We start from the raw sequence: 22367 nt of genomic DNA, 5'->3' as shown, positions 1-22367 counted from the left end.
CCCCGACCCCCACACCCTAATCACCGACCTCCTGTCCGCCTGGCCTTCTGACAGCACCCCACCCGAAGACCTGCTTACCCGAGCCTCACGGTTCATCCATGTGGACCCGGAGTTCAAGTCTGACCATGCGGGCAAGAGCCTGGGGGAGAGGCTGTACGAGGCCGTGCAAGCTGTCTGGCCAGCCAATGTCAAATGGGCCGATCTCCCTACGGATTTCCAGGCCCAATACGAACGCGCCGCCGTCTCCTTCACCGCCAAGCTGTCTGACGCTACGGGGTGGGAGCCTTCCGGGTACGAAGGTGAAGTCATCCAAGGTGGCGATTTGGTCGCGGGCGCGAGCGGGGAAAGCCTACATGGTGTCCAGCGCGAGACGGCCCATTACGCAGCGGTCTACGGTCAGGATGGACCTGTCGAAGTCAAGTTCTGGGTGTGTGGCAGGCGACCGCTTTCCACCTCTACTCAGACTGAGGAGGCGGGGTGATGGGAGAGCCTGTCTTCGTCTTCGGGTCGAACTTGGCTGGGCGGCACGGCAAGGGCGCCGCGCTGTTCGCCCGCCAGCATCACGGCGCGGAATATGGTGTCGGCATGGGCCGCACAGGAAACGCCTACGCCATCCCGACCAAGGACGAGCACATTCGGACGCTTCCGCTGGGCATCATCGCCGCGCACGCCGCTCACTTCCTCGACTATGCCCGCGCGAACCCTGACCTCGCCTTTCAGCTCACACCAATCGGGTGCGGCTTGGCGGGCTACTCGTTCGGCCAGATCGCGCCGATGTTCAAGGACGCGCCGCCGAACGTGAAGATGCCCGATGAGTTCGTGGCCGCACTTTCCAGGACACCTCAGGCCGCCAGCCAAGTCCTCGGGAGGCCAACCAATTCCACCCCCCTCCCATCCGAAGGGGGTAAGACGCCATGACCGCCTTCGATGTCCAGACAATCAGCGACGCCGAGGCGGCTGAACGCCTAGGCTTCCCAGTGCGAACCATCCGCGCCGTCATTGACAAGCACTCGCTGTGCCTGAAGGCGCGAGGCCGCCGCCGCCTGACGCCCACCCAGTTCGAAGCCCTCCAAGAGGCCCTGACCCCGACATGCCGCTCAAGCTCTACCCCAGGCCGAACGGCATCTTCCACATCCGGGGGACCGTCCAGGGGCGACGCGTTGACGAGAGCGCTCGCACTCGCATCCGTGCGGAAGCCGAAGCGCTCCGGGCGAAGCTCGAAGCCGACATCTTCAAACGCGCGGTCTATGGCGACAAGTCGGTAGCGACCTTCGCCGAGGCCGCGGCGATCTACATGGAGGCCGGGAAGCCGAACGACCACCTTGCGACGCTCATTGCCGAGATCGGGCTTCGCAAGCTCTCCGACATAGACCAGAACTTCGTGGACACCCTCGCCAAGCGCCTGAAGCCCAAGGGGGCGCCGGCCACGCGCATCAGGCAGATCTACACGCCCATCTCTTCGGTGATGAACTTCTCCGCGCCGAAGCTGTGCGACCCGGTGAGGTTCGCCAAGCCCAAGGGCGCCGGAAAGCGCGTTGATCAGATGACCCCCCGAGAGGTCGAGATCATGCTGGGGTTCCTGCCCGACCACCTTCGTCGCCTGGTCATCTTCTACGTCGCCACCGGTTGCCGGGCGACTGAGGCCCTGAACCTCGAATGGCGCGACGTGTCGCCGGACGGACAGCGCGTTGTGTTCTGGGAGACCAAGGCCGGATACTCGCGAGGCGTGGACCTACAGAAACGCGCTCGACTGGCCCTACCGACCCGGCCGGACGACGGTGAGGGGTTCGTATGGCTCAACAGCGACGGCGAGCCCTGGGCGGCCTATGACAGCCTCAACACCACGCTCAAGAAACACTGCGCCAGGCGCAGGCCTGATGGGTCCTTGATCCCTGTGAAGGAGCGGGCGACCTACGAAGGGCCGCGATTCCGCCCGGTTCACTGCCACCTTTTCCGCCACACCTGGGCGACCTGGGCTTATGCCGTGACCCGCGATCTGACGTTCCTGATGGGTCAGGGCGGCTGGAAATCGGCCTCGATGGTCATGCGTTACGCCCACACGGCGAGCCCAGACTTGGCTGCTGCGGTGAAGGCGGCGGGTTGGGAAATTCGGAGGCGCGGCCGGTGACGATTTGGGAGAAACTCGGGACGCCGTTTTACGGAGCGCCGCAAACCCTTCCCCCACAAGCGGTTGCGGGTTTGGCCGTCTTCGTTGGTAAGGCTGAGGTCCAGGGTTCGAATCCCTGCAACGGCACCACTACAAACCCTTGCGGTGCAAGGGATTTCAGGGGGACGGAACGCATCAGCGCTCCGTCTCTTTGTCGTTTGGGGTCCCTGGTTTCCCAAGCGCCATGCCCCTGTGGCGCCCACACAAGGCGCGACACGACAGACTGCAGCGGACAACGCCGCGAGAATCCTCGTCATCAATCACGCGTGAGGTTGCGAGTGGCGACCGCCTGCCTATATATCCGGGTAATATTCTTTGCGCCGTCGCGGCGCGGATCTCGCCGAGGCTCCTGATGGACGACCCCGCCGCCTACACCGCCTTCGCCGGACACCAGGGTCTGGCCGCCGGCGATCTCCGGGAGGTCGCTCTCGCCGCCAAGACCGCGCACGACAAGGGCCAGGAGCCCATCCTGGTCTTCGACGACGCGACCGGCCGGACGGTGGAGCTGGACTTCCGGGGATCGGCCACTGAGGTTCTGGCGCGGCTCCCCACCGCCGAAGCTCCGCCCAAGCCGGGTCGCGGCCGCCCCAAGCTCGGGGTTACGGCGCGTGAGGTGACCCTGCTGCCCCGCCATTGGGATTGGCTGGCCAGTCAGCCGGGCGGCGCTTCGGCGGTCCTGCGCCGGCTCGTTGAGCAGGCGCGAAGGGAGAATTCCGGCGCCGACGACGCGCGTCTGGCCCTGGAGGCGGCGCACCGCGCCATGACCACCCTGGCGGGGAACCTGCCGGCCTATGAGGAGGCGATGCGGGCCTTCTACGCCAAGGACTACCGCGGCTTCTCGACCCTGACCTTGGCCTGGCCGACGGACGTCGGCGACTATCTCCGCCGCTTGGTCGGCCGTGTGCAGAGTCTGCAGACTCCGACCACAGCTTAACGTCCGTCGAGCGACTTCAATCCGATCCCCGCCACAAAGGCCGAGATGCCGGCGGCGAGCCAAGGCGCGCTCTTCACGACCCAGTTCCAGAACGCGGCCGCCCCCTCCACCTTGTCGCGTGCGGCCTCCAGCAGATCGACGCGGGTGATCGCGGCCTTGAGGTCCGACCGCAACCCCTCCACCAGCTTGCCCGCCTCCTGGGCCTCCAGCCGGACGAGGCGCTCGCGCACGTCGTCGACCTTGGTCGTCAGACCCTCGAGGCGGCGTGTCTGGGCCGCGAGATTTTCGCTGATCTGTCTCAAGGTCAGGATTTGAGCGTCGCGGATCGCGTCCAGATGTTGGGCGCGTTGTGTGTCTTCGCCTGTCATGTGGTTCGCGACCTCACCCAAACGCCGTCTTGAGGCCGCTGACCGCACCGATCAGTTGGGCGATTTCGCCCAGGCTCGCTCCCGACTCCTTCGTCGTCGAATTGTTTGTCCCCGTCGTGTCCTCGACTTGGCCCTTGAACAGCGCCAGCGGCAGGCCCGAGAACATGTCGATTTGCGACGCCAGGGTGCTGATCGGCGCCTTGCGCATGGCGTCATCGGCCCCCCGCAGCTGAGCGCCCAGCGCGGCCTGGGTGGTGATGTCGGCCCGGTTGCCGCCCGCGCGGTCTAGGGCCGCCTGAAGCTTCATCTGGCTGTCCTGCAGCGCCAGTTGCGCATTGGCCGACGAGGCCTGCTGGCGGCGATCGGCGTCCTGGCCCGACAGGCCGGCGCTGGTGGTGAACATGTCCGACAGCATCTGCGAAAGCTCGCTGCTGCGCGCGCGGGCCAGTTCGCCCTCGGTCTGGGATTTGGCCAGGGCCGCGCCAGACCCGCCGAACGCCCCCTGCCCTGCGATGGCCAGGTCCTGGGCCGCCCTGGTCCTGCCCGCATTGGCGTCGAAGTCGGCCATCGCCGCGTCCGTCACCCGATCCTGATAGGGGTTGTAGTAGGCTGATAGATTGTCCAGCAGGCTCGCCGAACTGACGCTGGGCGCCGGCCCGCCCAGCAGGCTGGAGAACCATGCGTCGCTGCCCACCGTCCGGGCGTCGCCCCCGGCCAGCTTGCCCAGCGCGGCGGCCCCGCTCTCGGCCTGGCGTTCCAGGGCCGAAACCGGCGCGACATAGTCATAGGGGCTGGCCCCGCCGATCTTCTGGATGCCCAGATTCAGGCTCTCCGTCCCGTGGGACAGCCAATCCGGCGTCGTCGGCGTGACCACCGAATGGTTGGTGGTGACCTGATTGGTCGCGGTCTTCTTCTTACCCATCTGAAAGCATCCTCTTGAGTTCGTTTCCACAGCGCGCGTAGCCGTGCTTGCGCAGGGCGCGCGACCAGCCCGCTCGGCCCTCGATCGTCACGTAATGGCAGCCTTGGGCCCGGCCCCAGGCCTCGACGCCGGCGCGCATCTCCAGAATTTCGGTCAGGTCGCCGCCGGCAAGCCAGACGTGCAGGCAGAGCGCCTCACCCTCCCGGATCCGCTGGGTGACCATGGCCGCCGCCGCCCCGGCCCAGAGCTGGGCGCGGCCCGCCAGGATGTCGTCCAGCAGTTCGGCCTCGCTGGCGCACTGCGCCTGCAAGGCGGGCAGCAGCCAGGCGCGATAGCGCGCCCAGCCGGTCGCGCCCTCAGCGGCTTCCGGCCGGGGCAATGTCGAACACCGGACGCCCGATGCGACAGGCGGTGGGCGCCGATCCGCCTGCGAACCGCACACGAAACATCCGCCCGGTGGTCCTCAGGTCCACCCGTTCCGTGCCGGGAACCATGCTGTAGACCCCGTTCGAGGTCTCGCTGCCCTGGGGGGTGAAGCGGCTGGTCACCGAGACCGAGACAGGTCCCACCTGGTCGGCCATGTCCGGCCACAGCCCCCGAACCATCGCCGTGGCGTTCTCGTCCAGGCACTGGTCGGCGCTCTCCACGAACCAGGAAAAGGCGCCGCCATCGGCGCTCTGCCCTCGCTCATGCCAATAGGCGCCGCCGCCGGGATCGACCCCGATCGGATACTGCGACGGCCCGGCGTCGATCATCGCCGTCCGCGCCATGACGCCCCGCGACCACGCGCCATCCATCAGCGACATCAGCAGGTAGCGGCTGTTCTCCGAACCCTCCCGGGCGTCGGGATAGTCAAAGCGGATCTCGCTGAACGACGACGACGACGAGGCGACGATCTTGTCCCCCTGCGACGCCGCCAGGTTATCGGCCAGGGCCTCGCGAATCGAACACCGCAGCGGCTCAACCGCCCCACCCAGGCCATAGCGATAGAACTGCAGGTCGGGGCCCAGCCAATAGGCCTGCTGCCCCACCACCACCGCGGCGTTGGGGCCGATCAGTCCGCATTTCTCCCCCACCCGGTCGAACCGCCAGGGCTGGGTCAGCGACCCCACGAACGATCCCAGGAACAGGGCGTGGCTGGTCCAGATCAGCAGATTGGGGCCGATCACCCGGCCGGCCACGATCCGTCCGCCGCCGGGCAGGATGTACTCCCGCGCCGTGGTCGCGGGCCCAGTGGCCCACTCGGTGTTGTTGCGCACCGAGGAATGTCTCAGGCAAAGCGGATTGAAGGTCCCCGACACCTCCTCATCGCATCCCAGGGCGAACACCTGGTCAGTGGACGCCACCACCATGTGCGTCACCCGCGCCGGCGCATTGCCGAGCGGAGCGGCTGGCGAGCCGGTATTGTTGGCCCACGCATAGACGCCACCCTCGCGCGGGCAGGCGATGAGGTTCTCCCCCCAGGCCGCCAGCGACCAGGTCCGCGGGAGGTAGTCCGCCAAGGACGGCTCCGACCAGTTCCCGGTCGAATAGGCCCCGGTGCCGTAACCTTGCCCCCCGGTTCCATCCACCAGCCCCGCCGCCAGACCTGACGGCGTGATGTCATAGAGCCCGCCGCCCTTGAACACCTGCAGGTGGCTGTGGGCGCCAAAGGCGACATTCAGCACCGCGGCCTTGTCGGTCCAGGGCAGGACACCGCGGCACACGCCGTTCAGCGGCGCATCCACCAGCCGCTCCCACCCCCCGATCACCTGCGGCCGGCCCCGCCAGAAGCGGATATTCGACCCATCCGCCCACCGGCCGGCGGATGCAAAGCTGGTGTCGTCCGCCGAGAGCCCCGGCGGGATGTCGAGAGGAATACGCATGGGTCGGGACCACCCTCCTTTTGATCGGCTTGAGCAGCGCGGCGCGGAGCCGTAAGCTTGCGAAATGAAGGTTTCAGCGCCGGTTCGGCCCTACTACTCAGCGAAGGGTGCCTCGACGGCGTTCTATGATTTGGTGACGGCGAAAGACGCGTCGCTTAGTGGCGATATCGACCTCTACGCCAGCTTAGCACCTGCCGGTGGCTCGATCCTTGAGCTTGGCGCTGGAACTGGTCGGGTAGCGGTCGCGCTTGCCGAGCAAGGCTTCCACGTCACCGGGCTCGACATCGCCCCCGCGATGCTGGATCAGGCAAACGCCAAGCGGGCTTCATGTTCGGACGAGGTTGCGAGCCGTCTTCACTTCGTCCAAGGCGACATGACGTCCTTCACCCTCGCCAAGCAGTTCGACGCGGTAATCTGCACCTTCTACGCTCTAGCCCACCTTCCGGTCGGCGCGGCCTGGACAAACACCTTTAAGGCAGTTGGTCGCCACCTTAAGCCGGGCGGGACTGCGGCGTTTCATTTGCCGGTCCCGGCAAAAATGGGGTCCACCGTCCCGCCTCCAACTTCCCCCGTCTTCAACTACTCCACTGGCGACGGCGAAAGTCTCACGCTCTTTGTCGCAAAGCGGACAATGACGGATCGGGTCGGCCGCATGGACCTAATTCTGCGATACGTCCACGCGGGTCCTAAAGGGGTTCAAGAGAGCCTTGAGCGGCTAACCCTTTACTCCGGTGACCCAGACCTCTTTGCCGTTGCCAGCGGCTTCGACAGGCTGGGCGAGCCGGTCGCCCTGGGTGAAGACGGATTGGTTCACATCTACAAGCGGACTTAAGCGCCTTCGCGGACAATTAGCAGGAAGCCGCCAACCCCTCCGCGACCGGTGCCCGACACGCCCGCGCCACCTCCGGGCGCACCGCCAATTCCAGCGACGTTTGAGGATCCCCCACCTGGGAAGTAGTTCGTTCCGCCAGACGCCCCACCGACAGTACCGGCCCCGCTAGAGCCGCTGACGTTTATGTCTCCTCCCGTCGCCGCGCCGCCGGCGCCCGCAACGCCCGCGGAGCCCTGAAATCCCCCGCCCGCGCTAACCAGCCCGGCGGGTAGGGTCACCGTCGTCGCGCCGCCGTTCGCCCCTCCCGCCGTCGCCGCTGCGACGACAAGCGCCACAACCTGGCCCGAACGCACCCGAACCGCCTTCTGGGCGTGGGCAGCGCCACCCCCGCCCGCGTTGGTGCCACCATCGCTGGAGCCGCCCGCGCCCCACAGCACGAACCGATAGGTCGCGGTCTTCGGGCACTGCCAGTTGTAGGACCCGGCCACATAGGCCCGGACGTAATTCGCGACGACAGTGTCACTCGTCGCCTTGCGAGGCGGGTTCATCGCCTGGCTAGGAGCTTGAAACCCCTTCAAGCCGGGCCGCATCAATAGTCGCCCCACTCAGCGTGGACGACCACGCCGCTGTTGCTGACCCCGATGGCGACATAGAGTTCGGCGCCGGCCAGCAGGACCAGGGGCAGGTCCTCGGAGTACCCAAAGTCCGTCGGCGTCTGCCCCGTCGTCTGGGCCACCGTATAGGCCGCCATCAGCAGCGAATTGATCAGCTTCTTCGTCGTCCCCGCATCGTAGGAGACATAGAGCTGCAGCTCGGTGGCGGTATTGGTCGCCCGCGCCAGAGCGGTGATCTTGGTGACCCGCGCCCCGTTGGGGCCCGCCGTCAGCAGTTTCTGCGTATTTGTCGGGGTGTCTGAATAGGTGGAGTTGGCGGCGGTGCAGACCGCGACGCCGGACTTCGGCGTCTGGGGCGTGATGACGTTGTTGCCGGTGACGGCCATGGCTTGAGATCCTTAGAACAGAAGGGAGAAGGCGATCGCGCGCGCCGTCGCGGCCTGCGCCTTGGCGGACTGGTCGCTGGCGTAGTCGGAGATGTCGGCCACGGCGGGCGCGGCCCAGGTCGGGCTGGTTCCGTCGGTCTTCAGGAATCGGCCCGCGTTGCCGCCCTGCCCCGGCAGGACGCCGGCCTGCGCGTCCCAGGCCTGCTGGTCGACATAGGCGCGCACCGCGTCGACATAGGCCTTGATCGAGGCGCCGCCGATCAGCAGCGAGACCACGTTGGTCCCATCACAGAACGCCAGAACGGTATCGCCCACGGCCAGGGCCAGGGTCGTCCCGGCGCCGGTAGTCAGGGTCACCACCCCGCTTGCGCCGTTGCGCGCCAGATAGATCTTCGACACCGACGGCAGGGTCACGCTCGCCGGCCCCGTCCCGCTGAAGTCCAGGATCGCCGCGCGCGCCTCGTCGTCGCCGTTCGACGCCGACAGGCTGTAGGCCGCGCCGGCCAGCACAATGGCCGCCCGGCCGGCGATGGCGGTGTCGATGCGGCTGAGGGCGTTGTTCAGTTTCGGCGCCCCCCAGGTGTTGAGGTTCTCGCCGGCCGCCTGCAGCTCCAGGCGCAGGCGCGGGGTGTAGGAGGAAGGCATCAGAGGGTCGCTCCCGTGTCTTGGCGGATCCAGTGGACGCCGTCGGAATGGGCCAGGATGTTCAGATCGCTCACCAGCAGCACCGTGTTCGGCCAGGTCGCCGCCGATGGCAGGGCGGCCTGGACGCAGGCATAGATCGGCGTCGGCGCCTCGGGCGCGCGCCAGGCGCGGACGGCCTCGATCAGGTCGTTCAGCACCGGCCGCAGATTGGCCGGTGCGTCGGCGGGCAACGGCCTCATGCGCCGCTCGCCAGCAGCAGGGGCTCGACCCCCAGGGTCGCCAGGGCCTTGCCGCGCGCCTCCTTGGCCCGCGCCTCGGTCAGCGCCGCCTCGAACCGCGCCATGAACAGCGACAGCAGTTCGGCGTCCCGCAGATAGGGCGCGGCCTCCACCAGCGCCCCGAACAGATAGAGATCCGGATAGTCTGTCAGCACGGCGTTGCCGGGCTGGGCGTCGGACAGCGCCAGCCGCCCGACCATCCTCAGCGCCAGGCTGTAGGCCCGGTCGCAGGGGCGGTCGAAGGCGATGGCGCCGGCGTTCAGGGTCCAGGCCTGCGGCCCTCCCGCCGCCGTGCTGATCGACAGCGCCGCCGGGTCCACGAACCGCAACGGCGTCCGGCCGCTCGGGCCTTGCAGCCACAAAGCGATAGGCTCGCGGAACGCCGCCGGCAGGGTCACGGTCCGGGCGCCGATCGTGGTGGTCAGCACCTCCTCGGTCTCCATCATCCTCAGGCGCAGGACCCGGTTCAGCCGCGACTCCGCCAGGGCGATGAAGTCAGAGGTCCGGTCGGCCAGGTCGCCCCGCTCGAGCCAGTCGGCGATGGCGGCCTTGAGCTCGGCATAGGTTGAAAGCGCCATGGGCTGGTTCCCCCAGTTTGGATTTTCAGGACTTCGGCTTGCGCCGTGTGGCCAGGCGTTTGGCGAGCTCACCTTCGAGCTCCACGATCCGGGCCTGCGCCGCGTCGCGGTCGACCAGCTGGCGTTGGACCTCCGCCTGGGAGTCCTCGAGGGCCAGTTGCAGGCGTGCGATGAAAGCCGCGGGCCCGGAGGTGGCCTCGAAGGCCGCCGGGCTGTCGGACCAGCCAGCTCCGGGATGTCTCTCGCCTGCGGCGAAGACCTGGCCGGCGGGCGCCAGGGTGGGATGGTAGAGGCAAGTGGGCGCGGACAGAACCTTCATGGAAGGGCCTCCAGTTGGCGCGGGATTGAGAACGAAAGCGGGGCCGCCCCGAAGGACGGCCCCGCGCGGGCGCCTAGTTGTTGGCCAAGCGGCAGGCCAGTTGCGGCCGCAGGGTCTTGAAGCCGTAGAGGACGTCGAGACGGCACGGGAACTTGTCGTTGTTGATGTCGTACTGACGCACGATCCGCATCGAAATCCCGTCGAAGGCCTCGCGGGCCGCGAAGTCCACGCCCCGCGGCATCACCATGTCGGCGGTGGCGAAGGCGAAGGCGCCCTTGTGATAGGCCATCGACAGTCCGTGGGCGGTGTTCCCCGTGCCCGCCACCGTGATCGCCACATTGTCCGACGGCGAGCCGCTGACGGTCTGCAGGGCGCCCGAGGTGATGATGGATGGGCTGATCTGGACGGTCAGGTTCCCCGAACCGTCCGCCGCGCCGTCAGCGGTCGCCACGAACTGCTGCAGGATGCCGGTCGAGGCCTTGGTCTCCGAATGCACCCGGAACACCCCGGCGATGACGAAGATGTCGCCCTTCTTCAGGGCGGGCGTCGACGCCGTCCAGCCGTCGGTCACCAGGCTCGCGCCGCTCTGGGCCGCGCCGTTCACCAGCGGCGTGCCGGCCTTGGACCCCACGGTGTGGCTGGGCCAAAGCGTGTTCTCCATGAAGTCGAACCCGGCGGTCCGGCCCATGAAGCCCTCGCGGTACTGCTTGGTCAGGTTGGTCTTGTCGTTGAACAGGCCCTTGAGCGCGTCCACCAGGTCGACATTGTCCTGGGTGTTCAGGTTGCAGGTCCGGCCGGCCAGGGGCGCCAGGTTGTCCACCAGGATCTTGCGGCCCTGCAGCACCTTGGCGAAGGTGGTGGCCAAGCCGTGGTTGTTCACCTGGTTGTGGACGTCCTTGTACATGGTCATGGCGTCGGCCTCGATATTGGCCGCCAGCACGCTCATCGCCGGCTCCAGCACCCGGTCGCTGAAATCGTCCAGGCTCATGGTCAGGTCGACGGAGGTGAAGTTCAGGTCCACCCCCTTCTGGGTCTGGACCTTCAGGTCGACGCTGGTCTCGGTGGTGTCCTGGGCGGCGAGCGTCGAGCCGGTCCGCACGATATACTGGTTGGGCAGGCGCACCTTCAGGGTGTCGCCCACCTTGGCGCCCTGGCGGGCGAAGCTGTCGTCGTACTCGCGGGTGATCGACCCCACGAAGTTCAGTTTCTGATGCAGCACGCGCAGGGCTTCACGCGTGACCGCGGTGGGGGAAAGCAGGGTGTTGGGCAAGGTGTGGCGTCCTTTTCGGATGGCGCGGCGGGCCTCGGGCGCGCCGGCATGTGTCTGGGGTAAGGGTCGACGGTGGCGTTCCTGGCCAGGCCAGCGCTCGATCGGCGATGTCGGGCGCACGAGGCGCTGGAGGTCGCGCGCGGACTTCCAAGACTGGATTGGTCACGCGGAGGGGTCGGGATCTCAGGCTGAACTGGCGGTTGATCTTCAACCGGTTGGCGATAGTCTAGGAACGAAAGATGAACTCAGAAGGCCGGCGATGGCACCGATCCACCGACATGTTCTGCGCCGATACGCAATTCCCGCCGGCCTGTGGATAGCCGCCTGTATTGCGGGGTCCTCGTCGTTCTACCTGGCCGGGCTCATTGGCGTACCCGTCGCTGCGCTTTGGCTGTTCTGGTTGATTGCGCACGAGCCGCCTGTTCAGAGATTTAGCCAGAAGGCGGCCAGGATCGCCGCCATTCTTCTGATCCTCTTGCTGCCTCTCGCGATGTTCATCGGCGCGATCTATGTCGTTACGCATGACGATGAAGGCATTGCAGCGGCGATCGCGGTGCTTGCGATCGGTCCCTTCGCCGCCATTCAGATTGTGGCCGGGGCCGTCGCATTGTGGTGGGTGACGCGACAAAAACTCGCCTCGTCACTGGGACCAACGCCTCCAGCCCCCTTGGCCTAGGCGGTTCAGTAGCCGGGCAGCATGGGTATGCGGGACACGCCATCCAGGCTTCTTGAGAGGCGTGAGAGCAGAAGCCCTGGCGCGGTGGATCCGAAGCCGGATCCGAGCGCGGCCCGCGACCGCTCCATCTCTGGCGAGAATTTGCCACCCCCGAGAGGGGTCGCGTAGCCGGGCGTGGCCTTGTCGCCGACGCGCCTTCCAATCGTCGCCTGCATGACGTCGCCGACGAAGCTGTTCGAGTTCGAGTTCCAGCCATAGAGGTTGTCGGCCCGATTGGTGCGCCTGACCTCGGCGCGCGCCGGCGCGGAAACCTCCTGCGCCGTCCGGTTGGGGATGAAGGTCTGGAAGACGACCCGATCGCTCGGACCATAGTCCTTGCTCTCGCGGGCGGGGGTCACGGCGCTCCGGACCTTCAGCTTCCCGGCCAGGAAGTCGCGCCCGAACGGCAGACCTTCGGCCGATGGACCGCCGCGGGCGATGATCTGTCGATCACCGTCATCATACTCGATGAACATATGATCCGGCCCCGCGGTGAGCCACGACGGCATGCCGGGGATTTTCTTCTGGAAAATGTCGTTGGCCCTGACCGTCACGGTCGTACCGGGCGGGCGGGCCGCCTTCTTCGGTGCGACCTTCAGCCGGGCGTCATTGCGAACGATCTGCTTGTCGACAGCGGCCATCCTTACCGCCCCTTCAGAGCCTGTTCGTTGCGGCGGCGGATCCACTCCCCCGTCGCCATCTCGTCGCGCACCCCGCCGCCGGGAACCGCCGCGCCGGTGACCGAGATCGCCGGGCGCACCGCCTGGCTCTGGGCCAGGGTCCTGGCCGAGGCCTGCTGCTTCTCCAGCTGCTCGCCCAGGTGGGCGCGGTGCAGGATCTTCCACAGGCGCGGGTCGGCGATCTCCCGCAGTTCCTCCAGGGTGACCCCGAAGGCGCCGGCATATTCCACCAGCTTGGCGGCCACCTCCGGCGACCAGCCGTCGATCTCCTGGCTCAGCACCCGGCCCGTCTCGGCCAGTTGCTCGGCGGCTCGCCGCTGCGCCTCCAGCCGGCCCTGCTCGGTTCTGTGGGTCAGGGACCAGGCGAACTGATCGCGCGCCTGCTGGGTCTGGGTGAACTCCGCCCACAGCGCCTGGGCGTTCTGCGGATCGGCTTGGCCGAAGGTCTCCCAGTCGATCCCCTGATACTCCTCGATCTGCTGGTCCAGCAGGTGCAGCCGCGCCCGGTCGCCAATATCGGCCTGGGCCAGCTCGACCTCCTGCGCATGGGCCCGGCGCTGGGCCTCCAGCGTACGCCGATGCTCCCCCAGTTCCTGGGTCTTGCGGGTATAGTCCCCGTGCATCAGGAAGGCGCCCTTCAGCGCCCGCGGGATGCGGTAGACCTGACCGTCGTGCTCCACCTCCTCGTGGTCGTCCTCGGCGGAGATGCCGCCGTGGGCCAGGTCAGGGCGCAGGTCTTCGCTCGCGGCGAGCGCGTTTTCAGGTTCCATATTTTCCTCTTGGTCGGTGTCTTGGCGGCGGGTCGGCGCGCCATGCGAAAGGGGTGGCTAACGGTCGCCGCGACGCGGTTCCGCCGCGCTCCAGGGCGGAGCGAGGCGCCAACCGTGCGTCATCGCGCCGGTGATCACGTTTGGTCTGGTCGGATCATGCTCGCAGGAGTGTCACTCGCCGTACGCCGGCCGGGAGGTCCTGCGCAGCGTGAGCCTGTCCTTCCCGTCGACCCGCCACCCCGCCTCCACACCGTTGGTGACATAGTCGCCCTTCTCGCACAGGAGGCATCGGCCCGTCGGATCGCGCACCTCGAGACGATAGACGTTGTCCGGAGAATCCTGGACGAAGGCGAGGTCGTCGCACACGCCGTTGCAAGCCTGGGTGATGGACCCGCCCTCATTGAGGATGGCGATCTTCGTCCCGCCGTGCTGCGTGACATCGGCTCCGGCGACCTGCCCTGTGATCGCGTGCATCCCGGCGCCGGGCCGATGGCTGAAAAGGAACAGCGCCAGGACCGTCAGGACGACGCCAGCGCCAAAACTCAGGCCGCTGAAACCCAACCGCCTTGGGGCATTCCCTGAGCCAGCGTCCATCCGCGTTTCTCCGTGGCATCGCGAAGCCAGACTGGAACATATTGGAAACATCTGTCAATCTCCGGCCTGGAGGTTGCTCGTCAGTCAATCAGTAGAGCGGATACCGGCGGGGCGGCTCTGCCGCCGGGGCGTCCTTGTATCCCCGCTCCGGCGTGCCCTCGTAGGGCCTGGTTGTCGGATAGGCGGACCTATCCGGCGTCGTATCCTCGTAGCGTTGAAGATCGCGGGCGACCGCCTCGCGCAGCGAGAGGGGGCGATTTTGCAGTCGCGCCGGATCGATTGGGCGGCCTCGCTGCGCAGCCCGGACGCCCTGGGCGTTGTTCATCAGGTCCATGGTGGCCTCCGAGAGGGGTTGGCCCTTCCCACCCAGCCAACGCGGCGCCGAGCCCTCCAACTCATGACCCAACCCCACCAGGGTGGAAAATGCCGGCCCGGTTTCGTTGGCCATCCGGCGAGACCACTGGGCGTGCCGATCGGCGTCACCCTGGTCATTGTGGTGGCCGGTATGACGGGCCAATTCTTCGTCGGCGATCCGACGCCCAGCTTTGAATTTTCCGGCGATATCCCACGCCGGGAGAGCCGTCGCGCCAATCCCGGCGCGGGCGTTCCGCTTGCTGACGTCGTCTACCCGCGCGCGCAGCGCAGACATGTAATTCGCAAAGTCCGTCATCTAGGCCGCCCCTCTGGCTTGTGATTGCGCGGACGAAGCCCCTGCAGCCATCGTCCGCATTCGGTTGGTCTCGGCCTCGAAGGCCTCGATCTCCAGCTTGCGGGCCTCGTGGGCGCGGTCCTGTTCCAGGGCCGCGATCTTGGCGCCCGCGGCCTGCAGGGCCTGGGCGAGCTTGGCCATCTGGGCCTTGGCCGCCTCCACCTCAGGCGCCGCGCCCTTGGCCTGGTCGGGGACCATGGCCGCCAGCCGCCCGGCGATCTCGTCGGCGCCGGGCCAGTCGAGGTTGCGGGCCAGCAGGTCACCGATCACCGGGGCGGCCTGCGGATAGGCGCGGATCAGTTCGATCATCTGGGTCGCGGCCTCCTCGCGGCGGCTGGTGAAGCTCGGCCCCGACTTGACGGTCAGGTCGTACTTGCCCACCGCCAGGTCGTAGATCCGGGTGATCTTCCGCGCCTGGTCGGCCGGGTCAGCCGCCTGGAACGTCTGGTTTACCGGGGCGAGCCTGGCCTCCCCGCCCGGCCCCAGCACCCGCACCACGCGGGGGGCTGAGTAAACCTTGGGGATCAGGTCGATCAGGATTCGTCCGGCGTGCCGGATCGCGCGCGAGAGGTTGTCGATATAGTGGAAGGTCGAAACGTCGCCCTCCCGCTGCCGCGCCATGATCGCCCGGCCCGAGGTCTCGTTGGACCGCGCCCCCAGGCTGGCGTCGTGCAGGCCCATGATCGACTTCATGTCGTCGCTGGCGTTCAGCGCCTCCTGCAGCGCGCCGGCCGGCACCCCGCTGAAGGGTTGGCGCATCGGCGGTTCAGGTCCGTCGTATTCGATATAGGCGTGGGTCTGGACATTGGCCGTCGCCCACTTGCTGGCGTCGGTCTCGAAGGCGCCCTTGCGGCCGATGAACGGCGCCTTGGGCGCCAGAGCCACCAGCTCGGTGGAGGTCGTGCGCCAGTAGTTGAACATCCGCTGCGGGTCCTTGGCGTCGCGGACCAGGCTGCGCAGCCGGCGCTTGCCGTCGACGTGCAGCTCCTCGCCATAGACCGGCACGATCGGGATGAACCTGCCCGCCCAGTCCACGGTCTCCAGCACCTCGGCGCCGGTCATGATCCGCTGAATCACCTTGGTCGAAGCGACCTGCCGAGGCCGCCCGATAACGCTGACCCCCAGGGCGTCGAACATCGCCTTCTGCGCCTCGTAGACGCCACGCTCCACCACCTGGCCGTCCGACAGCGCCAGCAGGGTCTTCATCACCGCCTCGCGCCGCCAGTACTCGGCCACCATCACCCGGTCGCCCTCCATCCAGGGGCCGCCCAGGCCGGCATAGGAATCAGCGCTCCAGTCCACGGCGTCGGCCCCCTTCCACCGCGCCTCGAAGGCGGCCTTGGGCAGGGTGTCCACCACGAAGGCGGTGTTCCAATCCGACGAGTCGGCGGCCGTGGAATTGGGGTCGCCATAGATGCTGAAGGGATTGGCCACCCGCTCGACAACCAGGTCCTGGTCGAAGCTGTCCTCGCCGGCGTAGCGGGTGTTGATCCGGAAATAGCCGAACCCGCCGGTCACCGCGAAGTCCAGCGCGGTGTCATAGGCCACCTCGGCGTCGCTGGACTGCTCGATGTTGCGGATCAGGCCGTTGAAGATCTCGGCGGTCTCCGGATCGGCGCCGTCGTCCACGGGATGGCAGCTGATCGCCGGCTTGTTCTGCCGCGCGTCGTTCACCACTTGGCGGATGAAGGCCGGCAGCCGGTTGATGGTCAGGCAGGGCCTCCCGTCCAGCTCCCGGTCGCGCCGCACATTGTCGGGCCACTGCTCGCCGAGCCGCGCGAACCGGATGTCGTCCAGCGCCTCGCGCCGGTTCTCCGACTCGTGTTCGCAAGCAAGATCGAACGCCTCACGGGCGTCCTTCAGGATGTCTTCGGTTTTCATGCAAAGTCCTTCGGCGCGCCGCGCATCGGCGCGGCGCGAGGAGCCGCCGCAAGGCGGCTGGAGGGCCGAACCGCCCGCGTCAGACGTGAACGGCGCTACTGCTTCTGGAACGCGTATTTGAACTCGCCGTCGTCACAGTTCTCAAACTGCAGGGACGGACGGGACAGGAAGATCGGCGGAATGAACTTGACCAGCGAGCGGGGCGCCGGAGGGCTCGAAGCGTAGCAGGGAGCCCCCATGATCAATTCGTCGCCCGACATGATGGTCACCTCGACGGGTCTCGAGAAGATCAGGAATTCCCGCGTGCCTGGCGGGTCAGCCAGGCGCCAGGTTCCCGTCCCGGAGAACGGAACCCGTGGCTTGGGAAAATCCACGTCGATGGGAGCGCCCCGGACCTCGACCGTGCCGTTTGCGCGAATGATCAGCACGCCTCCGGCGTCCGCCTTCCACACCCCGATCAGGTTCTCCCGCGACGGCGCGGGCTGGCTACAGGCCGACAGCGCCATGGCCGCCAGCGCCAAGCTCGGCCACAGCGCCAAACGCCTCACCCCGCGCCTCATCGCCCACCGCCCACCGCCCTGAGCTGGGACAGCTTTGGTGGGAATCTTCTCCGTCCAACGGAAGGTCTGTTTGGTCGCCGAGCCCGGGCCGGTCTTGAGCACGCCGTTGAGCACGGGATCAATGTGCTCTTGGTAGAACTTGGTATAGCCGATCACCGGCGGATGCAGCGCCGACGCCAGCGACGAGGTGTTCTTGGCGGTGAAGTCCACAGTCGCGACCCCGTTCTCGTCGACGCCCCGGATATTGGGAGTCAGGTTGTAGGAACCCAGATAGGCGGCGGCAAGATTGCCCGACGCGCCCGCCGCCTCCAGGCCGCGTGCGCCGCCTGGTCCCGCGCATCGGCGATATCGACCGTGCGCCGGGTGAACCAGCTCTCGCGATCGTCCAACTCGTCACGCATCGGCATCGCCTTTTCCATCTTGCGGGCACGGCCACGCTACATCGAACAAATAGAGAACATCAATAGGTGAAAGGCGCCCGCCCCGGCCTCCTCACCCCATCCAGTTCAGCCCCTGCGCGCGGGCCGTCTTCGGCCGCGCCGCGCCCTGGCGGTTGACGGCGAATTCGCCGAAGGCGTCCGCGCCGTGGCTGGCGGCGTCGTGCAGCGGCCCGACGAAGCTGCGCGTCGCCGCGCTCCAGCGCTTGCGATAGGCCGCCAGCCGCTCAAGCCCCACGCCGCACCGCTCGACGTCGAACCAGGTCAGCGGGATCATCAGCCGCGCGGCGTTGATCCGCTCGTCCGGTCCCTGGGCCGTGCCCACCGACACCGGCCAGACACCCAGCCCGCCCAGGGTCTCCAGCCGCGAGCGGCCCCCCGCCCCCAGCTCACGCACCATCACGTCGTGCGGCAGGTGGTGGGTCCCGTAGACGTAGGGCTTGCCGCCCAGCGCCTTGCCGACAATGGCGTCCAGCCCCTCGCCGGAGGTCTCGAAATAGTCGATGGCGCGCACCTCGCGCCCCACCTGCTGGAAGAACCAGATGGCGGTATAGTCGTCGATCCCCAGGTCCCAGGCGGTGTCCACCTTGAGCGCCGGGTCGAAGGGCACGCGGCCGATCCGGCCGGCCTCTTCGGCCTCCCGCAACACCCCGCCGTAATAGGCGCCCGGCGCGGCGGCGTCGAAGGCCACCATGTACTCGGTGTCGAACCGCGCCTGCCCCTCCGCTTCGGAGCCGGCCTCGGCGATCAGCTCGGCCCGTTCCACCGCCAGCTGTTCGGCTGAGAAGACGTCGGTCTCCGTCGCCGGCGATTTCAGGGTGAACCAGGTCGGGTCGGCGGCGCGGACCTCGAAGGCCCGGGTCGCATGCCCCCGGCCCCGAGGCGTCCAGATGAACAGCGCCCAGCCGTCGTTCTCCGCCAGGATCGGCCGGATGTAGGTCCAGCTGTCCGGCTTGGCCAGCGCCCACTCGGAGAACACCACCCCCCGCGCCGACGACCCCACCAGCCGGTCGTAGTTGTCCGACCCCAGCACCTGCCAAACCGACCCGTTGCGGAACTCGATCTTCATCTCGGCGTCGACGGTCTTGGTCCGGAAGGCCTTTGGAAAGGCCTCGTCGATCCGCTTGGCCGCCGTGTGGGGGTTCACCGCATCCCAGATCGCCTTGCGCCCCTGGGAGGCCTCCGGCAGCAGATGCCAGTAGAGGCCGGGCTTCCTAACGATCTGGGTCGCGGCCCAGTGCAGGGCCACCTCATCCTTGCCCCATCGGCGGTGCGCCACCACGTCGGCCCGCTTGCCGCCGTTCTGCAGGTAGCGGATCAGGTCCTCCTGATAGGCCCGCGGCTTCCAGCCCCCCGGCACGCGCAGGTTCAGCTCAGAACTCGACCACCTCGACATTGATCACCACCGCGTCCGGATGTTCCTGATTGATGCGCGTCCCATACCTGCGGGGCGCCATATTGGTGGCCCGCCATTGGCGGGCGCCGATCCGGGTCTTGTCGACGGCCAGGGTCTCCGGCGTCGCCGCGTCGGCGATCTCCTGCACCTCGTCGCACAGCCGCTCGGCCTGGATTTCCCGGGCGTTGGCGTACATGGCGACGAACTCGGGATGCTTGTTCAGCCACAGATAGAAGGCGGTCATGGACGGCATGTCGTCGTCCTGGCAGATCCGGTACATGGGTCGCCCCTCAGCCAGTCGGCGGCAGAACTCCGCCGCCAGCTCCAGGGAATAGGCGCTGCGCCGGCCCGCCCGATGCGGCCCGCCTCCCGCCTGCAGGGCGAGCGCGAAGCTCTGGGCGAAATCGGCCCGCCGCGTCATCCAGGCCTGCGCCGTCTGCGGCGCCGGCATGCCCTTGCGCCGGCAGATGGATGTCAGACTATGGCCCTTGGCGGCCAGGTCGCAGATCGCCTCGGCGACGTCGCGGGAATAGGCGACAGCCGGCAGCCTGGCGCGCGCCGCGCGCCCGGACGGATCGGTCATGACGGTTGTTCCTGATGATGAAGCCCTCCCTCCCCGACCTGGGAGGGACAGACCGCTTCAGCGGTCCGGGGTGGGGGAGTCTGGCGGGTACGCCCCACCCGTCCGGCGTTCCACGCCGTCCACCCACCCCATGAAGGGGAGGGAGACAACTCAAAATGCCACCCGCCTCAGTAGCGATACCGGCTCTGCGCGATCTCCAGCTGCTGAGCCTCGCCCTTGCCGGTCACCCGATAGACCGACCGGTCTTCCAGGGTGATCCGCCGCGACCACCAGCCCTGAAGCTCGCCCCGCAGCGGCTCCGGCTTGCCCGTCCCCTTGAAGGGCGAGCGCAGGCATTCCTTGATCAGGCCGTTCAGTCGCTCCAGTCCATTGGCGTCGGCGGCTTGCCAATGGAGGCGTTTTTCAGAGCGGCAGCTAGGCCGAGGCAAAAGAACGCAGGGTGAACACCCTAATTGTCGTTTGAAGACCCATGATATGTTGGGTTTGGCGCATGATTCGCTTTGGTCATGTCGCTGGTCGGAATGGGCCCAGAGGCGGCGATTTCGCCCATGAACTGCGCCCGGGGCAGAGTTTGCAGCCGAGCCCTGGCGTCGTCCATGTCGCGAGCCCGCACCTCTAGGGCCCAAGCTGATCCCTCGTGTCGGTACTCGAACAGGTACCGATTGTGTCTCTCATCCACAGGAATCAACACCATGTATTACTACGTCTATCTAGATGCTCAGCGCCAGTACCGTTGGACGCTCTACGCCGCTAACAACCGGAAAATCGCCAATTCCGGCGAAGGGTACTTCAATCAAAAGGACTGCGTCGACGCGATCAATCTCGTCGCCAGCACGGGCGTTAACAGCACGCCTATTAAGTACGCCGCGTAGGGTTAACGACCTCTAAAACCGGCATCTAGGCGCGAGCTTAAGCTCGCGCCTTTTTGCGTGCGCGTTGCGTATGATCTAAGCGGGCGGATGACTTCGAGGCGTTACTTGAAATGAACCCAGATCACCCCCGCGCCCGGCGGCCGCCGGCCCCTCGAGGCCTGGCTCGGCGCGCTCGGGACGCGGGGGGCCTGCCGCGCGGGACGGACCTTCCGGCGGTTCGGGCAAGGCTCTCCGCGTCCCCGCCTCGAGCGGAGGGGAGGATCCCGTGATGGGGACGCGGTGGCGCAAGCGGGAGGGTGCCCGCGGCGCTCAACCGAGCGCCGGCCAAAAACCTAGGAACCAGGGTCCCGCCGCACGCCTGGAGAAGGGCGGCGTCGCGGGACCGGAAGGCCGCCCCGCGCCTCAGACGCAGAAACAACCAATGACGAGAATGTACCGAAACCGCGCGACGTCGTCAAGAACAAAGTAAGAACATTTAACGCCGCCGCGCCATGTGCAGGTGCGCGGGCATCTCCATCTCGATCGTCCCGCCCCCGTCCCTCACCGCCAAGGCCACCGCCGCCAGCAGAGCGTCCAGCCGCTCGCGCCCCAGGGCGCGATAGTCCGACCGGGTCCGCAGATAGTCCACGAAGCCGTCGGCGCTATAGGTCCGCGTCGTCGGATAGACCCGGTGCTCGGCGGCCCCGAACAGCCCGCTCGCCGCCAGGCCTTGTGCGAAGGCCCCGCCGGGCCAGTACCAGCGCTCCGGCGGATCGACCCAAAGCTCCGGCGCCATCCGCGCGTAGATCGGCTCGAACACCCCGAGGAAGGCCGCCGGCGGCGGCTCCGGCACATGGGCGAAACAGGCCAGCATCCCGCCCGGCGCCAGCACTGCGGCAGCCTTGGGCAGGGCCACCCCCCAGTCGATCCAGTGGAAGGCCTGGGCCGAGACGATCAGACGGTAGGCCGACAGCCCCGGCGCCCAGTCCTCGAAGGTCGAGACCGCGAAATGCACATAGGGAAAGGCTGCCATCCGTCGCCGCGCCACACCCACCAGCTCCGGCCCCGGATCGATGGCCAGCACCCGGCGGCCGAAGGGCGCGAGCCCCCGCGTCGCCTGCCCCGTCCCGCAGCCCAGCTCCAGGATCGCGTCGTCGGGGCCAAGCCTGGCCTCGGCCATCAGGTCGACAAACAGGTCGGCCGGATAGCCCGGCCTGTGCGCGTCATAGAGATCGGCCACCTCGTCAAAGGACCGCGCAAGGTGCAGGGGAATGTCGCTCATGACCCGGACGATCCGGGATCAAGCGTGAACGATCAAACGACATCTCGCCCTCTCTCTTGTGAGGTGACATCACATACCAATCCGCTCATCACGCCATTGCCTTGCCGTCGCCCCCGCCTTACCCCTCCTCCCCAACAAGACACGGGACGGAGACGAGACATGGACGTGAAGGGCAAGATCGTTGTCGTGACGGGCGCCGCCGAGGGCATCGGCGCCGCGCTCGCCCGCCGCTTCGCACGTGAGGGCGCGGCCCACGTCGCCGTGGTCGACCGCAACGCCGATGGCGCGAACGCCGTCGCCGCCGAGATCGGCGGAACCGCCTACACCGTCGACGTCTCCGACGGCGCCCAGGTGGCCAACCTGGTGGCCGCCGTCGAGGCCGCCCACGGCCGCATCGACCTGTTCTGCGCCAACGCCGGGGTCGGCGACGGCGACCCGGACCGCGAGAACGCGGTCTCCTCCCCCGACGCCGTCTGGGCCCGCGCCTGGGGGGTCAATGTCATGGCCCACGTCCACGCCGCCCGCGCCGTCCTACCCGGCATGGTCGCCCGCGGCGAGGGTTATCTGCTCAACACCGTCTCGGCGGCGGGCCTGCTCTCGCAGATCGGCGGCGCGGTCTATTCCACGACGAAGCACGCCGCCGTCGGCCTCGCCGAAAGCATCGCCATCACCCACGGCGACCAGGGGATCAAGGTCTCCATCCTCTGCCCACAGGGCGTCGACACCGCCAT

General features: G+C 67.6%; 28 protein-coding genes. 8 read left to right on the top strand and 20 right to left on the bottom strand.

Translation table 11 applies throughout. The annotated features are described in order from the left end of the window. From AAC997_RS20410 to AAC997_RS20395, 4 genes are all read left to right on the top strand, one after another. On the top strand, positions 1-481 hold a 481-nt coding region (locus tag AAC997_RS20410), incomplete at its 5' end, for a hypothetical protein (protein WP_340647546.1). Then, complete coding sequence (locus AAC997_RS20405; protein WP_340647545.1) at positions 481-918, top strand: hypothetical protein; 438 nt, start codon at positions 481-483, stop codon at positions 916-918. The genes AAC997_RS20410 and AAC997_RS20405, both read left to right, overlap by 1 nt. Positions 919-1090: 172 nt before the next feature. Further along, complete coding sequence (locus AAC997_RS20400) at positions 1091-2128, top strand: tyrosine-type recombinase/integrase (protein ID WP_340647544.1); 1038 nt, start codon at positions 1091-1093, stop codon at positions 2126-2128. A 391-nt stretch (positions 2129-2519) separates the two neighbouring features. Next, complete coding sequence (locus tag AAC997_RS20395; RefSeq protein ID WP_340647543.1) at positions 2520-3101, top strand: DUF2239 family protein; 582 nt, start codon at positions 2520-2522, stop codon at positions 3099-3101. On the opposite strand, the gene AAC997_RS20390 is transcribed toward AAC997_RS20395, so the two are convergent. From AAC997_RS20390 to AAC997_RS20375, 4 genes are read right to left on the bottom strand one after another with little or no spacing between them, the layout of a single operon-like run. Further along, the gene (locus tag AAC997_RS20390; RefSeq protein WP_340647542.1) at positions 3098-3469 is read right to left on the bottom strand and encodes a hypothetical protein; all 372 of its coding nucleotides are present in this window, start codon (positions 3467-3469) and stop codon (positions 3098-3100) included. The two genes, AAC997_RS20395 and AAC997_RS20390, sit on opposite strands and share 4 nt — an antisense overlap. A 13-nt stretch (positions 3470-3482) precedes the next feature. Next, a complete protein-coding gene (locus AAC997_RS20385) occupies positions 3483-4391 on the bottom strand; it encodes a hypothetical protein (protein WP_340647541.1) in 909 nt (302 codons plus the stop codon). Then, the gene (locus AAC997_RS20380) at positions 4384-4770 is read right to left on the bottom strand and encodes a hypothetical protein (protein WP_340647540.1); all 387 of its coding nucleotides are present in this window, start codon (positions 4768-4770) and stop codon (positions 4384-4386) included. Before AAC997_RS20380 ends, AAC997_RS20385 begins: the two co-directional genes overlap by 8 nt. Then, positions 4748-6256: a hypothetical protein gene (locus AAC997_RS20375; protein WP_340647539.1), complete on the bottom strand. Its 1509-nt coding sequence runs from the start codon at positions 6254-6256 to the stop codon at positions 4748-4750. Before AAC997_RS20375 ends, AAC997_RS20380 begins: the two co-directional genes overlap by 23 nt. Before the next feature lie 64 nt (positions 6257-6320). Between AAC997_RS20375 and AAC997_RS20370 the strand changes: the two genes are divergently transcribed. After that, complete coding sequence (locus AAC997_RS20370; protein ID WP_340647538.1) at positions 6321-7088, top strand: class I SAM-dependent methyltransferase; 768 nt, start codon at positions 6321-6323, stop codon at positions 7086-7088. Between the two features lie 589 nt (positions 7089-7677). On the opposite strand, the gene AAC997_RS20365 is transcribed toward AAC997_RS20370, so the two are convergent. From AAC997_RS20365 to AAC997_RS20340, 6 genes are all read right to left on the bottom strand, one after another. Continuing rightward, entirely contained in the window at positions 7678-8088 is a 411-nt protein-coding gene (locus AAC997_RS20365) for a hypothetical protein (protein WP_340647537.1), read from the bottom strand. A 12-nt stretch (positions 8089-8100) separates the two neighbouring features. Next, positions 8101-8733 (bottom strand): hypothetical protein, encoded by a 633-nt coding sequence (locus AAC997_RS20360; RefSeq protein ID WP_340647536.1) that lies wholly within the window; start codon positions 8731-8733, stop codon positions 8101-8103. Then, a complete protein-coding gene (locus AAC997_RS20355; protein ID WP_340647535.1) occupies positions 8733-8972 on the bottom strand; it encodes a hypothetical protein in 240 nt (79 codons plus the stop codon). The genes AAC997_RS20360 and AAC997_RS20355 overlap by 1 nt, the downstream gene beginning before the upstream one ends. Next, positions 8969-9589 carry a hypothetical protein gene (locus tag AAC997_RS20350; RefSeq protein ID WP_340647534.1) on the bottom strand — a complete coding sequence of 207 codons (621 nt, stop codon included), beginning with the start codon at positions 9587-9589 and terminating at the stop codon, positions 8969-8971. Before AAC997_RS20350 ends, AAC997_RS20355 begins: the two co-directional genes overlap by 4 nt. A gap of 25 nt (positions 9590-9614) precedes the next feature. Then, positions 9615-9908, bottom strand: a complete 294-nt coding sequence (locus tag AAC997_RS20345) for a hypothetical protein (RefSeq protein ID WP_340647533.1) — start codon at positions 9906-9908, stop codon at positions 9615-9617. A 73-nt stretch (positions 9909-9981) separates the two neighbouring features. Next, positions 9982-11178: a P22 phage major capsid protein family protein gene (locus AAC997_RS20340; RefSeq protein WP_340647531.1), complete on the bottom strand. Its 1197-nt coding sequence runs from the start codon at positions 11176-11178 to the stop codon at positions 9982-9984. 259 nt (positions 11179-11437) lie between these two features. On the opposite strand from AAC997_RS20340, the gene AAC997_RS20335 reads away from it, so the two are divergent. Next, on the top strand, positions 11438-11854 hold the full coding sequence (locus tag AAC997_RS20335; protein WP_340647530.1) for a hypothetical protein: 417 nt from the start codon (positions 11438-11440) through the stop codon (positions 11852-11854). A gap of 5 nt (positions 11855-11859) precedes the next feature. Here the strand turns inward: AAC997_RS20335 and AAC997_RS20330 are convergent, their stop codons facing one another. The 9 genes from AAC997_RS20330 to AAC997_RS20290 all read right to left on the bottom strand — a co-directional run bounded on the left by AAC997_RS20330 (position 11860) and on the right by AAC997_RS20290 (position 19931). After that, entirely contained in the window at positions 11860-12534 is a 675-nt protein-coding gene (locus AAC997_RS20330) for a hypothetical protein (RefSeq protein WP_340647529.1), read from the bottom strand. 2 nt (positions 12535-12536) lie between these two features. Further along, a complete protein-coding gene (locus AAC997_RS20325; protein ID WP_340647528.1) occupies positions 12537-13343 on the bottom strand; it encodes a hypothetical protein in 807 nt (268 codons plus the stop codon). 171 nt (positions 13344-13514) lie between these two features. Next, positions 13515-13937 carry a hypothetical protein gene (locus tag AAC997_RS20320; RefSeq protein WP_340647527.1) on the bottom strand — a complete coding sequence of 141 codons (423 nt, stop codon included), beginning with the start codon at positions 13935-13937 and terminating at the stop codon, positions 13515-13517. Positions 13938-14025: 88 nt separating this feature from the next. Further along, positions 14026-14607, bottom strand: coding sequence for a hypothetical protein (locus AAC997_RS20315; RefSeq protein ID WP_340647526.1), 582 nt, complete (start codon positions 14605-14607; stop codon positions 14026-14028). Beyond that, on the bottom strand, positions 14608-16527 hold the full coding sequence (locus tag AAC997_RS20310) for a portal protein (protein ID WP_340647525.1): 1920 nt from the start codon (positions 16525-16527) through the stop codon (positions 14608-14610). Between the two features lie 95 nt (positions 16528-16622). Then, positions 16623-17297, bottom strand: coding sequence for a hypothetical protein (locus AAC997_RS20305; protein WP_340647524.1), 675 nt, complete (start codon positions 17295-17297; stop codon positions 16623-16625). Positions 17298-17579: 282 nt separating this feature from the next. Next, on the bottom strand, positions 17580-18920 hold the full coding sequence (locus AAC997_RS20300) for a hypothetical protein (protein ID WP_340647523.1): 1341 nt from the start codon (positions 18918-18920) through the stop codon (positions 17580-17582). Further along, positions 18898-19503, bottom strand: coding sequence for a hypothetical protein (locus AAC997_RS20295; protein WP_340647522.1), 606 nt, complete (start codon positions 19501-19503; stop codon positions 18898-18900). The genes AAC997_RS20300 and AAC997_RS20295 overlap by 23 nt, the downstream gene beginning before the upstream one ends. Before the next feature lie 167 nt (positions 19504-19670). Continuing rightward, on the bottom strand, positions 19671-19931 hold the full coding sequence (locus AAC997_RS20290) for a Txe/YoeB family addiction module toxin (protein ID WP_340647521.1): 261 nt from the start codon (positions 19929-19931) through the stop codon (positions 19671-19673). Positions 19932-20195: 264 nt separating this feature from the next. Between AAC997_RS20290 and AAC997_RS20285 the strand changes: the two genes are divergently transcribed. Beyond that, on the top strand, positions 20196-20375 hold the full coding sequence (locus AAC997_RS20285) for a DUF1508 domain-containing protein (RefSeq protein ID WP_340647520.1): 180 nt from the start codon (positions 20196-20198) through the stop codon (positions 20373-20375). 475 nt (positions 20376-20850) lie between these two features. Here AAC997_RS20285 and AAC997_RS20280 read toward each other — a convergent pair whose 3' ends face one another. Continuing rightward, a complete protein-coding gene (locus tag AAC997_RS20280; protein ID WP_340647519.1) occupies positions 20851-21636 on the bottom strand; it encodes a class I SAM-dependent methyltransferase in 786 nt (261 codons plus the stop codon). A 159-nt stretch (positions 21637-21795) separates the two neighbouring features. Between AAC997_RS20280 and AAC997_RS20275 the strand changes: the two genes are divergently transcribed. Next, the coding region (locus AAC997_RS20275) for an SDR family NAD(P)-dependent oxidoreductase (protein ID WP_340647518.1) at positions 21796-22367 on the top strand (572 nt) is incomplete at its 3' end.

The sequence above is a fragment of the Phenylobacterium sp. genome, assembly GCF_037968635.1.
In the GTDB taxonomy this organism is placed as follows: Bacteria; Pseudomonadota; Alphaproteobacteria; order Caulobacterales; family Caulobacteraceae; genus Phenylobacterium.
Note: the sequence above shows the minus strand (reverse complement) of the source record. Positions and strands in the feature narration are given on the sequence as shown.